9 protein-coding genes are annotated in these 14,174 nt (G+C 37.4%); all 9 read right to left on the reverse strand.

Annotated features, from left to right (window positions below; genetic code table 11):
- Positions 1 to 59 precede the first annotated feature (59 nt).
- Entirely contained in the window at positions 60 to 1,361 is a 1,302-nt protein-coding gene (locus ABI125_14770; protein ID XCF05968.1) for a hypothetical protein, read from the reverse strand.
- Between the two features lie 47 nt (positions 1,362 to 1,408).
- Positions 1,409 to 2,344 carry an ROK family protein gene (locus ABI125_14775; protein XCF05969.1) on the reverse strand — a complete coding sequence of 312 codons (936 nt, stop codon included), beginning with the start codon at positions 2,342 to 2,344 and terminating at the stop codon, positions 1,409 to 1,411.
- 53 nt (positions 2,345 to 2,397) lie between these two features.
- Complete coding sequence (locus ABI125_14780; GenBank protein ID XCF05970.1) at positions 2,398 to 5,808, reverse strand: glycoside hydrolase family 38 C-terminal domain-containing protein; 3,411 nt, start codon at positions 5,806 to 5,808, stop codon at positions 2,398 to 2,400.
- A gap of 44 nt (positions 5,809 to 5,852) precedes the next feature.
- On the reverse strand, positions 5,853 to 6,869 hold the full coding sequence (locus ABI125_14785) for a LacI family DNA-binding transcriptional regulator (GenBank protein XCF05971.1): 1,017 nt from the start codon (positions 6,867 to 6,869) through the stop codon (positions 5,853 to 5,855).
- A 387-nt stretch (positions 6,870 to 7,256) separates the two neighbouring features.
- On the reverse strand, positions 7,257 to 8,594 hold the full coding sequence (locus ABI125_14790; protein XCF05972.1) for a hypothetical protein: 1,338 nt from the start codon (positions 8,592 to 8,594) through the stop codon (positions 7,257 to 7,259).
- Between the two features lie 25 nt (positions 8,595 to 8,619).
- On the reverse strand, positions 8,620 to 9,393 hold the full coding sequence (locus ABI125_14795; GenBank protein XCF05973.1) for an SDR family oxidoreductase: 774 nt from the start codon (positions 9,391 to 9,393) through the stop codon (positions 8,620 to 8,622).
- Between the two features lie 2 nt (positions 9,394 to 9,395).
- The gene (locus tag ABI125_14800; GenBank protein XCF05974.1) at positions 9,396 to 10,772 is read right to left on the reverse strand and encodes a sugar porter family MFS transporter; all 1,377 of its coding nucleotides are present in this window, start codon (positions 10,770 to 10,772) and stop codon (positions 9,396 to 9,398) included.
- A 146-nt stretch (positions 10,773 to 10,918) separates the two neighbouring features.
- Complete coding sequence (locus ABI125_14805) at positions 10,919 to 11,959, reverse strand: mannonate dehydratase (protein XCF05975.1); 1,041 nt, start codon at positions 11,957 to 11,959, stop codon at positions 10,919 to 10,921.
- A gap of 23 nt (positions 11,960 to 11,982) precedes the next feature.
- Positions 11,983 to 14,160: a hypothetical protein gene (locus ABI125_14810; protein ID XCF05976.1), complete on the reverse strand. Its 2,178-nt coding sequence runs from the start codon at positions 14,158 to 14,160 to the stop codon at positions 11,983 to 11,985.
- Positions 14,161 to 14,174 lie beyond the last annotated feature (14 nt).

A 14,174-nucleotide genomic window follows, 5' to 3' on the forward strand; every position in this document is an offset into this window, starting at 1 on the left:
AAATCTACAATTGGGGTATATGTTTCTTCGTATGCACCCAACAATTCTAGGAAATGTTTTTATTCTATGGGTTTATTATTTGCATAATTTTCTAATAGCTGTATGGCTTTATAAAGTACACCTGCAGAACCACGGAATGTCCCAGACCCTTCAGGAGTGTTTTCAATAGTGTACCATTCGTAAAAACCATCATTATCTTTAACGCGTTTTACCATGGGTTGTAATTGTTGATAGGCTTCTTCTATAAACCCATTTTCAATGAGTTGCTGAATCATACGGGCACCAAACCACGTCCAGTCTCCACCGTTTTGGTAACTATACGGGAACATGCCTTTGTTTTCGAAAGAGCCCTCAGGATAAGCTGGGTATAAAGTTAAGCCTATAGACCCTGCTCCCGATGCGTTTACATTGGCAATCATTTTATCTAAAGACACTTTTATTTGCTCTTTTGAAAGTAATCCGGCTTCTATGGCTAGGGCTGTACCTCCGTGATAGTAAATGTTATTTTCGTTAAAATTCTCTGGAAAAGGCGAACCATCTAAATATACATGAGGTATAAACTTTTGGTTTTTATCATCCCATAAATGTTTCATGGTATTTTGTGCGATACCCTGTCTTATAGGTTGCCACTTTTGTTTTAACTGTGGGGCTATAGCCATCATATTATCTAGTGCAACTAGCATCATGGCATTATCGTAAATATCTATAGCATATTTGGTGTCTTCGGTAATGTAAACGCCCCAAGGGTGGCAGTGTTGTACATCGCCCCAATCTGATGTGGTCGCACCCCAAATTAGTCCGTGTTTATCGCTCCAGCGATGGTTTAACAAAAACTCCATAGCCCATTCCATACGCTGTATTACAGTTTTATCTCCAATGGTTTCGTTTAAAAATGCTGTATCGCCTGTTTTTTTGACGTACTTATAAACTGACTGTACGAGCGACGATTCATGGTCTGTCTCTACTGTATTTTTATGGCCCGTATATGTCGGCTCTAAATCGGTTTCATAATACGTATAACCATCCTCAGTATGTACTGCTTTTTCTTTTGGTATAAAACCATCCAGAATATTTCCATCATTTCCTTGCAATCGAAAAAACACGCGAAGGTTTTCCTTTAAAGTTTCCTTTGGATATACTTCGGCAGAGAGTTCTATAAAGGTGTTGTAATCTCTAATCCAAACTTCTCCGTAGCCATCGCCAGCATTGAACCCCGTCATAACAACTTCTAAAGCTTTTTGTTTGGTAAAAGCGAAGTACTCATTAGATAAAATCTGTTTTTTTAAAACAAGGTTTTCTTTTTTTGTATTTGGTTTACAGCCTATTAAAAAGCATAACACGATTAGATTTAAATATTTCATATATCATTAGGTTTATTTGTGCAAACTTTGAGTTTAAGATTTAGTAATCACATTTTTTGTAAAACGGGTAGTATGTTTTCATAAGTTTTATCATCGATTAAGACAGCACTTCCCATGAATGCCGATTTTTCCTTTAAATCGGATACAACGATTTCCACAGAGACATTTTCACTATCAAAATAGGTCTGCATAGCCTCCCCAAATAAAGGGTAAGCTCTAGAAATATTACCTCCTAGGACTATTACATCTATGTTAGATTTTTGTATCCAAGGGTTTAGAAAAACACCTATGTTTTTGCCAAAATCGGCAAAGAGTTGTTTGGCATCTGGATTTGTTTCACATAATGCTACGATGTCTTTTACACCCTTACATTTATATCCTGTTTTTTGTTCAAACCTGTTGATTAATCCGCGTGTGGAGAAGTAATCGTCTGCCGTAGCATTTTCAAATGGTAAGTGCCATAAGCACCCATCTTGTGGCACCTCATTGCCATCTACAACAGGCACTCCGCTTTTTATAAAAGCAGAACCAAACCCAGTACCTAAGGTTATGGATAGGATGGATTTGTTGGTTTTGGCCTTTCCAAATTTGGCTTCGCCAAGCGCAAATGCAGTGGCATCATTAATAAACCTAATTTTAACCGGTTGGGATAGATTTAAAAATTCTGATAACCGTTCTCTAACATTCATACCGTAAGTATGTTCGTATTTGCCGTTTTGCCCGTTAAAGCAGGAAACCCCGTTTACATAATTAAAAGGTCCTGGCATTGCAAAACCAATACCTGCAAGGTTATTTACGTCAATTTTATCGATGGTTTTTTTTATGACGTTTCCCCATGCTTTTATTACTTCATCAGGAGAACCATGACTATTCACATGACTTTCTGAAAAACTTTCTGGCAGTAATTGCTCGCTTTCTAAATCGAAACCCATACAACTTATATGGCTTCCTCCAACATCTACTCCAATGGCTATATTTTTCATTTTAATTTTATAGAATGCGTTTAATTTGTTATTCTAATTTTTACGTTTTAGCTTCATTTTGTTTTTAAAAGGATAAATCGTGTTTCAAAATGCTCTACCAAGAAGGGAGCAGTTAGTTTCTCAATTTCTTCGCCTAAACTGTTTACCAGATATACCTCGCTGATGCCGGGGTTTTCAAGAAACTTGTTAATATCTAAAATAGCATGGTTGCCTTCTGTTTCACGTAGATGTAGAATAATACCATCGTTCGTTTCTGTTGGTCGAGCATGTACTAATAGTAAATTGTCCACCAAACCGAGGTCAATCAGTGATTCTGATATTTGATTGTTCTTCGATTTTTCTTTACCGCTATTTGCTTTACTTACAAATGGTACGCGGTTACCCCAACCAAATTTGGTGGCAAAGGTGTTTGATTTGTTTTCTGATGAGGTTATTTGGTATTTCCAGTTTAGCTCTCCAAACTGACTGGCTTTAAAGTTAGTAACCCAATAGTTATTAAGTACCCACGAGTAAATATGGCCTTTGTTTTTTACGGGATTTTTATAGTAATATCGTCCTGTATTTATACCACCAAACTGCACTAGTGGGGTATCTTCACTACAAAATAGGATTTGTGAGTCGTCTGATTTTACAGAGGCATAATTTTGAATGGTATTCCAGTCTGAAGCAGAACCTGCTAATTGGTCTATGCCCGGGCGAACTAGTCCACCTTGGGCTTCAAAAACCAACTGTGCATTTTTATTTGAAAACGGAAATGCAACATATAAACCTTCCGGTTCAATGATATCAATTTTTTTCATGTTATATAAAAACTCAATCTCTTTTTTATGATGGTACAGTCGGATTTCTAAAGTAATGCCCGGGGATTCATCGGCACACTCAGGAAGTTGCGCTTTACAAATAATAGATTTCCAGATGTTACCATCTGTGATTTTTTCAATTTTGAAGCTCGAAAACTCGTAATGTTTTTCATTTAGAGGTTTAAAAACAGTGTCTCTTCTGGTGGCTGTTAATCGCTCTAGGTCTCTTCTGTTGCCAATTCTTTCGTAAACCATAGAGCCTAAAGCGTGTTGACTTTCCGTATCCAGAAGTTCTTTGTTTAAGGCTTTATCATAAATACTAGTAATGCCTTTTTTAGCTTCGTCAATTTGAATCGTATAAAAAGAATTTTCAATGGTAGCTGCAACCGGTAATTTTAAATCTTTTGAAGTTGCTTTTTCATCTAAAACCTTTATGGTATAGGTTGCATAACCTAAAGGCGGTACATCTTTTACCCAAAGTGCCCAATAGGTACCCTCGGCACGTTGTCTGATAATCTGTGTTGGGATTTCATTTCCGTTGCTATCAACAATGCTCGTTTTCTTATCTAGAGGTAAGATGTCGTAATCTATAAAGACTTCGGCTATACCGCTTCTAGACCAATTTAAAGTGTTGAAAACTGTTACTGATGGTGCTCTAGGGACTTTTACATGGGGCTGAATTAAGCCTATGGCTTTTTCTCTTAATAAATTTGCCTGTTGGTTGGCAGACCATACATAAGAGGATTTTTGGCTCCATTGGTCCATTGTGTTTTTATTGTATGGGTCTCTAATGCTTTCTGCGGCCCCGAAGGTGTGTTCGCTGTAAAGCAAAAGGTTGTCATAGCAGTTTCTTACTTCATCATGTATTTGTTCTGGTATGTCTCCTCCCGATGTTTGTACCATAGATAACAGTCCCATAGTAGCCAACATTTGCGAGTAGCTATTACGAAGCACTTTGGTCTCTTTCATGGCAGAACCAAAACCATCGGTCCACCAATCTGGCCATGATACTTTTTTTGTTTCGATATCATCGGGATGGTTTTTTTCGATGTGTACCATAAACTCGCTGGCTAAGGCAGATTTTAGTTTTGGCCACTCGTAGGTGTCGTTCCATTGTTTAATGATATCACAGGCTTTTGTGGAAGGCGGGGAATTATCTGTGGTATATCCAGAAAATTGAAATGCTACTCTGTCAAAAGGATAGTCTTTATTTTCAAGTCCGTCAAGGTATTTGGATAAGTTATTTCCAAATACATCCATTTCTCCAGATACCAAAGCTAATGCATTACCGTGCATATAATGTTCACTTCTGTAGGCTAAGAGTCTTTTACCAGAAGGCGATTCCCACCAAAAGGATGTAGGTTTACTAAAAGGGAGTCTGGCACGATGTGCATGAACACCCATGGTCAAGTATTTTACTCCTGTATCTTCGTACATATCTGGCATACACCAGCCAATACCATTTACATCGTTTTGCATTGCTGTTGTTACGTCTATACCTTTAGCTTTAAATTTTTTAAGGGCTTGTAGTTGAATCGCCAAGGCGGTTTCATCAATAGTTTCAGAGTAGTTTAAAAACATCCCTGTAACCTCAATTCTACCTTCTTTTACGCGTTGTATAAGACGTTCTACTTGTGCTTTTGGTCGGCTATTGATGTATTCGCGTACCGTCCAAGCCACTTCACAGGTCCACCGAAATTGAGCCTCCTTAGGATAGTGGTCAGTTTGGTCGCAATAGTCCAAAGCATCATCAATATATCTTAGATGTTCAGCTAAAATTTCAGATTGTTGTCGTGTATAACCAATGTCGGTATGACTATGTTGTACCAAATAAACCGTCCATTCTTTTATTGGTTGTAATGCTACAGAAATTTGTTCGGTTAACTTACCATATTGTATTTGCGCCTCTACAGTTTTAGGGCTTTCAACTTTTGGTACTAAAACATCTATTTCGTTAAGTCCTGTGTTTAGTTTTACTTTTTTCGCTTTGCCTTCAACCGATACTTTAGCATTAATAGGTTTTCCTAAATGCACCAAACTAAAACGAATGACATTAAACAGCTTATCATCTTCCTTTTTAATAACCTTTAACTGATGCGCATTAAAGTCATTTTTTGGAGATATTTTAAACGTCATATACCATGCATTGCTATTGTTGGGCACACTTCCAATTTTTAATTTTACGGGAGCCCCAAGGGTAACCATTGATGTTGGCATTGTAAGTACTGCATAGCCCATTTCGTCTCTGTTAGAATCTACCATAGATTGAATAAAGTTGAGCGATACACCATTGTCGCCATGAATGGTTCTAGACTTTTCCTCTGTGGTAACAGGGTTTTTAAAGGTTAAAACTTTTTTATCGTTTATTGATAAATCAAATGCCTCAGGGTTGTGTGTAATATCCATCCCATACACCCAAATAAAGGACACTGTTTTGCCTTTGTATGATTGAGGAATGGCTACTGTTTCCCATTCCATAGGGCCTACATCTTTGGTGGCTCTTGTTAAATAACACGGGTCGTTGTACGAATGCGGAGAGGGATATGCAAAATTAACTCCAGAAATATCTTTGCCATAACCATTTAAATATTTTGATTGCCCCGAAATATTTAAACTCGTACTTACCAAGAATGTAAAAACGCATAAAAATTTTAATAGTTTCATGATGTATTAGTTGATTAACCGGTTAAGCAATTTTGAAATAAAAATTAAATGCTTCCACAAGATTGCTTTATGTCCAGTTTGGTTTTCATTATTATATTTTTTGTTGTTACCACTTTGTTTTCAATAGCATCTAATAATAGGTCTACAGCGGTATCTCCCATTTCTATTATGGGGAAATCAACCGATGTTAGGGGAGGGTCAAATAAATCGAAACCTCTATCTTTTCCAAAACTTACTATGGCTACTTCTTCGGGGACATTTATGTTGTCATGTTTTAATAAGCGCAACCCTTCTTCAGCTAAATAGTGTGTAGCAAATACAATTCCATCTACTTTTTCCTGATGCACCAATTCGTGCATTGCTTCTTTAAGACTGGCTTCTACATCATTGTAAGTTACGTGTTTAATAACATTGGTGTTATAGGTAATGTCTTTATTTTTAAGTGCTTGTTTATAACCTTTTAAGCGGTCTTTTATAGAATCTAACTCTATGGAAATGGTTATAAAACCTATGTGTTTTCTACCGTTATGTATGAGTAGTTCTACGGCTGAAGTCACACCATCCTTATCTTCTAAGGCTACAACATTGGTTTCTATATCGGTGTATTTTCTACCCACAATGACAAAGGGAAAGTTCCCTTTTTTTAATTTTAAAATATCGTCGTGGTTTTTTTCACTCGATACGATTATAAGACCATCTACCTGCCTATCTAACATAGACTGTATGATTTTTGATTCTCTTTCTGGGGACTCGCCTGTACTACTAAACACCACGTTATAACCCAGTTTTTCTGCTTTTTTTTCAATGCGTCTTGCTATTTGAGCAAAAAAGCTATCTGAGATATTAGGCACGATTAAGCCAATCATGTTACTTTTCCCTAAACTTAGGCTTCTGGCTAATTGATTGGGTTTGTAGCTGTGCGCTTCGGCATACTGTTTTATCCTATCTTGTGTTTCCTTGCTAACCCTTTTTTCATCGCCTCTGTCGTTCATGACATAAGACACTGTTGTCTTAGACAGATTTAATGCTACGGCAATATCTTTGAGGGAAATGCTTTTCAAGTGAATGTACTAGTTTAACCGGTTAAGCAAATATATAAAAGTTTTCCATAATCAAGCACAGTACTTATATAATTGTTTAGTGAAACTAGATAAATATATTGACAGCTTCTAATTGGGAGATTTAAATTGGTATTAATTCTCACGACAATCCAGCATTAAAATCTTGAATATTTCTTAACTTAATAGTTTGGGATGCGTTTCCTAAAAACACAATTCAACTTCTACAAAACAGTATTCTTCTAAGAGAACCCATGACGCATAAATTTCTATGGATTATCAGGGAGGTAAAATTCATAGACAAACCCTGTTTCAACATTACTCCACATTAATTGTTTAACTTGGGCTAGCCTTAACAACGCCAGGGCCATTTACTTTTCAAATACTCTTCTATTTATTGTTCTCTTTAATTTTTGAAGCTTCAGCTTTCATTAAATTAATAGCCTTACCCAAAGCACCTGCAGCGCCAAGAAAAGTGTTGGAGCCATGGGGCTGGTGGTCTATTACCGAGTACCACTCATAGAAACCTTCGTTTTTGATAACGCGGTCTAAAAATGGACTAATTTCTTGATAGGCCAACTCTAAATGTCCTGTCTCAATCATAGCTTCAATCGTTCTTCCGCCCCACCAAGTCCAGTCTGCAGCGTTAACGTATATATAAGGCTTTGTGTCTTTATTAGCAAAACTCTTGTAAGGGTATGGTGGGTAATTAATTATGGCCACGGTCATAGAGCCAGACAAATCTTTTATAGCTAACATTTTTTTGTAGCAGGTTTCTATTTCTTCCTCGTTTAAAAAACCAGCTTGAATACCGTAAATTGTTCCCCCTAAATAATAGATTTCGTCTTCATCAAATCCTGAAAAAGGTGAGTCATCTATGTATTTATGAGGAAGGAATTTTTGACGTTTTTCATCCCACAAGTGTTTTCTAACATTTTTTGTAATGAACTCCTTTTCATTTGTCCAAAATTTATATTTTTCTTGGTCTTCCTTAATCCATTTTAAATATTCGTTTATGGCTAGTACATAAATGGCATTATCATACACATCAACACACCAATGTGTATCTTCTGTTGTAAAAACACCCCAAATGGTTTCGGGTTGTACATCGGTCCAATCTATGGTAGTGGCACCTTTTATAAGTCCAAATTTTTCGGAGTACATATTTTCTTTAAGAAAGTTCAGAGCCATTTCACAACGCTCTAAAATGGTTTTCCCATTTTTGTTTAGTTTAAGAATATCTTTATCGCCTGTGACTTTTATGTATCTTGCTAGTGCCAATATTAACGACGCTTCTTGGTCGGTTTCTACTGTATTTTTGTGGCCTTTATAATTGGGTGCGGTCTTAGAGTATCTATACTCATAACCTCCATCGTTTTTTAATTCGGTATAGCCATCAATGATATTTCCGTCTTCGCCTTGAAAATCAAAAAATAACAACAACCGCTCTTTGATAACCTCTTGGGGGTTGACTTCTAAGGCAACTTCAATGAATGTGGCAAAATCTCTCACCCATGTTTCAGCATAATTGCTACCTGCCTGAAATCGCCCGTCTTTTGGTTTTAAGGTTTGTTTGGCCTTTGCCAGAACAGAATCCAAACGTTTGTCGGCTAAAATAGTTTCAGCCAGTTGTAGCTTTGGGGCTTTTTCTATTTTAGTTTCATTCTTATGTTTTGTACAAGAAGTAACAAAAAGTAAAAATGTAATTGCTATTATAAATCTACACATAATTTAAAGGTTTGGTGGTTATTATTTATTCAAAGTATCTAGGCAAGGTCGATAATCCTCCGTCTATTTTAATATCATCTCCATTGATGAAAGCCGCCTCATTAGAAGCTAAGAATACTGCCGTCATTGCTACCTCTTCGGGTTTGCCACAACGTAGCATAGATGCTTGATTTATAGAGGCTTTTAAAAATTCTTCGCCCTCGGTTTCAACTCTTTTAGTCAATAAGGGTGTTAAAATTGTACCGGGGGAAATGCTGTTAAACCGAATGTTTTTGTTTCCAAATTGACCTGCCAATTGGTTAGTCATAGATAGTAAACCTCCTTTTGCTGCGGCATAAGCCGTCCAATTATCCCAACTTCTATGGGCTTGGGTAGATGATATGTTAATAACACTACCGCATTTGGCCGAAATCATGTGAGGCAAACAAGCCCGAATACTTCGAAATGCTCCTTTTAGATTGATGTTCATTAGGGTGTCCCAATCGTTATCCGTCATTTTAGTAACTTCACCGGGTATTGCTACCGCCGCATTGTTTACCAATATGTCTATTTTCCCAAAGGTATTGATACAGGTTTCAGCCAGGGATTCCACTGCTTTGGTGTTGCCTATGTCGCAATGCATGTGTATTACAGTGTTGTTACCATTAGCTAACCGTTCTGCCTCTTTTTGACATTTTTCCTCGTTTATATCTGCCATTAAAACACGGGCACCTTCTTTAACGAAAGCCTCACTTATAGCGAGTCCTATACCATCTGCGGCACCTGTTATAATAGCTACTTTATCTTTTAATCTGGACATTTTTATTTTTTATTAAGCCAAAATTCTTCTATTGCTTCTAGGGATTTTCCCTTGGTTTCGGGTAAAATTTTAGTAACTATCCACACCGATGGGATGGTACATAGGGCGAAAAGCCAAAATGTACCATAGGGTTTTAAATTTTCAAGCAACCACGGTACTAACTGACCTATTGCTGTTGCGCCAATCCAAAGGGCAAAGGTTGCGATAGACATGGCAAAACCCCTGATGTTGGTTGGATAAATCTCCGATAATAATACCCAAACCACTGGGCCGAATGAAAACGCAAAACACGCTACAAATGCAAGTATAAAACCAATAAGTAGGTACGGACTATTTACGTCTAAATAAAACAAAACGCCTATGGCGATAAGTGATATTAAAATCCCGGAAATACCAAAGAGCAACAGTCTTTTACGGCCAAACTGGTCTATTTTCCATATAGCAATTAGTGTAAAGAGTACGTTTACTATACCAATAATTACTTGACCACCCAAAGCATCTCCCAGTTGCAACCCAGCTTCTTCTAACAGTCTAGGTCCGTAATAGATAACTGCATTTATACCGCAGAGTTGCGTGGATACCGCTAAAATTACCCCAACTACCAAAGCTGTTTTAAAGCCTCCTTTAAATATAGAGCTTATTTTTACTTTAGTTTTATTGGTGTTGTTGAACAACTGCAGTTCGTTTTCTGTTTCGTTTTGCCCAACTATTTTAACTAGCGTGTTTTCGGCTTTATCTATTTTACCCTTACTTAAGAACCAACGCGGACTTTTGGGTATAAAAAACAAAAGCACTAAAAATAAAAAAGCTGGAATGGTTTCGCTACCTAACATGATGCGCCAGACTTCTGAAACAAACACTTTTCTTACCCCTTCAGAAACATCTGCAAGTCCATTGGATTCACTGATATCTAAAAACCATGCATTGGTAAAATAGGCTACCAAAATTCCCAGAGTAATGGCGAATTGGTATAAGGAAACCAAACTTCCCCTGATTTTCGCTGGTGCAATCTCTGAAATGTATAATGGGGATAGGATGGATGCTAAACCTACGCCGATACCACCTACTAATCGGTAAGCGATAAGAATTTGAAAACTTTGTGATATCATACAGCCAAAAGCCGATATACCAAATAAAATTGCTGATGCTATTAGCATTTCTTTTCTACCGTATTTATCACTTAAAATGCCTGCTAATAGAGTACCAGTAATAGTACCTACAAGGGCGCTACTAACGTACCACCCTTGTAGAACTGCATCCAATTGAAACTGCTTGGTCACTAAACTTATAGTACCAGAAATAACTGCGGTATCAAAACCAAATAAAAAGCCTCCTAAGGATGCTATAAATGCTAATTTATAAACAATAACTTTATTCATTTAAAAACTTCTATTTTAAACCTATTTAATCAAGAACAACTTTTTTTTTAAAATACCCATGTTTTTTTAGACGAATAACCTTTACGCGTTTGCCAACAGCAGTGACCAATGGCTTTCTTTATTCCATAAACTAAGAAATACTGGTTCTATTGATTCAAACTAGCAATGATTCCTTTAATGTAACCAATAGTAAACGCTCTACCGCGTTCTTCCCATGAAACATCGCCAATAATTTTTGGCACGTGCCCTGGCATAATCATTCCTTTATAACCAACTTCTTTAAGTTTTTTTAGCATCTTAACAGGGTCATAATATCCAGGCATATCCACAAACACTTCATTTAATTTGGTGTCATTTACCAATGAGTTAGATACTGTTTGAAAGTGCACATAGATGAGCTTGTCCTGTTTAGCAAAATACTCGGTAACCTCGTCTAGGTTTGCGCCCATGGCAGAAAAATTACCAAGACAATATTGTAATCCGTGATTTTCACTTTCTACCATCGACATGGCTTTTTTATAGGCCTCAAAACTTCTAAAAAGTTGAGGTACGCCTGCCAAACTTGGTACGGGGGGATCGTTAGGATGAAGTGCCAGAGTTACACCTGCTTCTTCGGCCACAGGTAATACCCCTTCAAGAAAGTACTGGTAGTAGTCCCACATTTCTTCTTCTGAAAATATGCGTCCGTGAGACAGTGGCGCCCTTTTAAAATCATCAAGGTCTATGCTCATAGATTGTGCTCCACCACGAATAGGGTAGGTGGTAGAGGAACGCCAAACGCCTGTTGGGGTCCATCCATAACCTAGAACGGGAATGCCCGCAGCACCCATATTTGCTATAGTTTCTTGTACATGCTTTAGCTGTTCTTCCCTACCAGGTTGTCCCATCATTATTTTGTCGTAGAAGGAAAATGGCATGTTTTCCAGAGCCAAAAATCGAATACCTGCATTTTCAACGGTTTTGCGAAGCATTAAGAGGTCTTTATATTCCCATTGGTGATCTCCTGGAAGAGGCAATTTATCAAAGTTGGTATCAATGAGGTTGTTCCTATACATATTGAGGATAATCTCATCAACACCCAATTGTTTTATAAGCATTAGTTTGTCTTCTGTTGGGTGCATAAAAGACCCAAATCCCGGGCGCATAGGTAAATCTTTCCATTGTCCCGTTTTTAATATTCTTTCCATAAGGGTTGTTAAGTTTGTATTAGTTATTTTTTTCCTGAATAAGTTTCGCCATAAAACTTTGTAGTTTCCAGTTGACCATTTTTATAAACAGAAAATGTTTTTCTGTCTAGTTGAACGCTATAGGTGTTATTGTCCCAGTGTATGTTTTGTAGTAAAGCTTCACCAATATCCTCGTGGTTATAGGGTTTTATGGATAAACTGTTTTCCTGAATGTTTACTCCAAAAGTCCCAAAAATAATAGCCTCCATTCCAGCTCCGGCAGCAATTTGTAATGGCATTGATGAGCGGTCTGCCTCAGGAGCATCAATACGTGGGTTTTGTGGTAAGTAAGGAAAATGATCTATATAGCGCATATTTCGTTTTAAAACATCCCAACCTTTACCTGCAAATCCTTTTTGATATAGATTTCGTGAAATACGCCCCGGCATACCTGCATACTGGCCACCACCACCCCAATCGGAGTCGATTAAATCCCAATGTACGCTATCGCGACGGGCAATGGAGTAAACACCATATTTTCCTAAAAATTCGCCTTCTTGAAGATGGCTTACTAGTTTATAGGCTTGGTGGGTGGGTAAATAATCGGTGCCTAATAAATCGAATAGGTGGTAGGTCCAAATGGTGCCTTTGGTGCCGTCTGGATAATAATTATCAAACCACCCCAGTTCTTCATTCCACATATACTCATCAACTAAAGATTTTAGTTTTTCAGCGTCTTTAAAGAATCTCTTTTCTAATTTACTATCATTTCTTTTCTTCGCCCAGTCAGCCATAGTGTAAAGTAGGTCTATGGTTAAGGTATTGGTAATGGGCACAGCATGGTTATAACCATCGGTACGGATTTCAATAATTTTTTCGGTATTATAACCAACATCAATCAACCCTAAGTCATTGGTATAGTTGGTCTGTAATTCATCTACCCAAGCCTGCATCCATTGCCAAACGGTTTTACCTGCAGCTTTTTGATCAAAAATGGTAAAATCATTAGTATGCCTTAAATAGGCTTCAATCATAATTTGAAGTGCAAAAGGCTCCTGAATGTAGAGTATTTCCCAATGTGCTCCATTCCAACCTACATAGGTTTTTTTGAGTTGTACTTGCTCAAAATCGGTGATGATGGCGCCTTTTAAACTTTCGGGGTCCAACATAGCTAAAACATCTGAAGCATACGAATTATCCCAACTAATGGTATATGGCCAAGTACCTACAGCCCAAAATACGTCGGTTATATAATTTGGGTTTTCGTAACGACTCATCATTACAGATAACAAACAACGATAGTAGTACTCTTGTAGTTGTTTGTTAGAACTCGTTAAAACTGGCATTTGTTTGTAAGCCCAAGCTAACATATCTCGGGTCTTTTTATCTGCTTGTTCCATACGCTCTTTAATGTCAGCTTGAAACACTTCAGGGGCGCCATTTTGTGGTTCATAAAACTTAACCGCAAAATAATAGGTGGCTGTTTCCCCAGGAGCAATACTAATTTCAAACCCTTTTTCGCTTGTTTCCTTTATGGAAGAAGAAACACGGGCATGAGCCATATCGCTACCTATGGTATAGGCATCGATTTGCTTTGATTTTGTATCCCCCTGTTTAAAGTGACATACCATATGTTCTGCTACCTGATTAGGTATGATGGTCATGTTTAAATCTTTGGAATTACGATTGGTTAATTTAAGTTTAATAAAAACCTCATCGTCTTCAAAAGACACACTGGTCCAGCTTTTTGCAGAAAAACTCACCCATTTTTGGTTATACTCTTTATGAAAAGTACCTGTTCGCACATATTGGTTGGGTTGCCATTTTTCATCTTGCGTTACCATGATTGATGGCGAATTAGGACGAAAATTACACCCAAGAGGATCAGGTGCAGCCCCATCATCAATCCATGATTTCCATTGAATCGGCACATCATCATTAATTATTCTATCTGTGCCTTTGTCATAGAAATTCAGATTGAAATTGTAGCGGGTAGATTCTATTGGCAAAAACCATACGTTGGTAAACTGAGTAACACTGTACTGTCGTGGTGATACAAAACCACGGTAATTGACTAGCAGCACTTGCTCATCGTCAAAAGTCATATCTTCCCTGTCCATAGCATAGTATTCAGGGTCTGCAGGGGTTAATTGTTTTTGAGCCCATGCGTTCTGGTATAAAACGCTAAGCAACACAACTATTAAAATTTTTAAGTGCTTCATATTAATTATTATTT

This window comes from Tamlana crocina (assembly GCA_040429635.1).
Classification (GTDB): Bacteria; Bacteroidota; Bacteroidia; order Flavobacteriales; family Flavobacteriaceae; genus Flavisericum; species Flavisericum crocinum.

What these genes read in the sequence shown, in the direction of transcription:
- ABI125_14775 (XCF05969.1), bottom strand. Translation starts at nt 2,344, where the DNA reads ATGAAAAATATAGCCATTGGAGTAGATGTTGGAGGAAGCCATATAAGT.
- ABI125_14805 (XCF05975.1), bottom strand. Translation starts at nt 11,959, where the DNA reads ATGGAAAGAATATTAAAAACGGGACAATGGAAAGATTTACCTATGCGC.
- ABI125_14810 (XCF05976.1), bottom strand. Translation starts at nt 14,160, where the DNA reads ATGAAGCACTTAAAAATTTTAATAGTTGTGTTGCTTAGCGTTTTATAC.
- ABI125_14780 (XCF05970.1), bottom strand. Translation starts at nt 5,808, where the DNA reads ATGAAACTATTAAAATTTTTATGCGTTTTTACATTCTTGGTAAGTACG.
- ABI125_14770 (XCF05968.1), bottom strand. Translation starts at nt 1,361, where the DNA reads ATGAAATATTTAAATCTAATCGTGTTATGCTTTTTAATAGGCTGTAAA.
- ABI125_14790 (XCF05972.1), bottom strand. Translation starts at nt 8,594, where the DNA reads ATGTGTAGATTTATAATAGCAATTACATTTTTACTTTTTGTTACTTCT.
- ABI125_14800 (XCF05974.1), bottom strand. Translation starts at nt 10,772, where the DNA reads ATGAATAAAGTTATTGTTTATAAATTAGCATTTATAGCATCCTTAGGA.
- ABI125_14795 (XCF05973.1), bottom strand. Translation starts at nt 9,393, where the DNA reads ATGTCCAGATTAAAAGATAAAGTAGCTATTATAACAGGTGCCGCAGAT.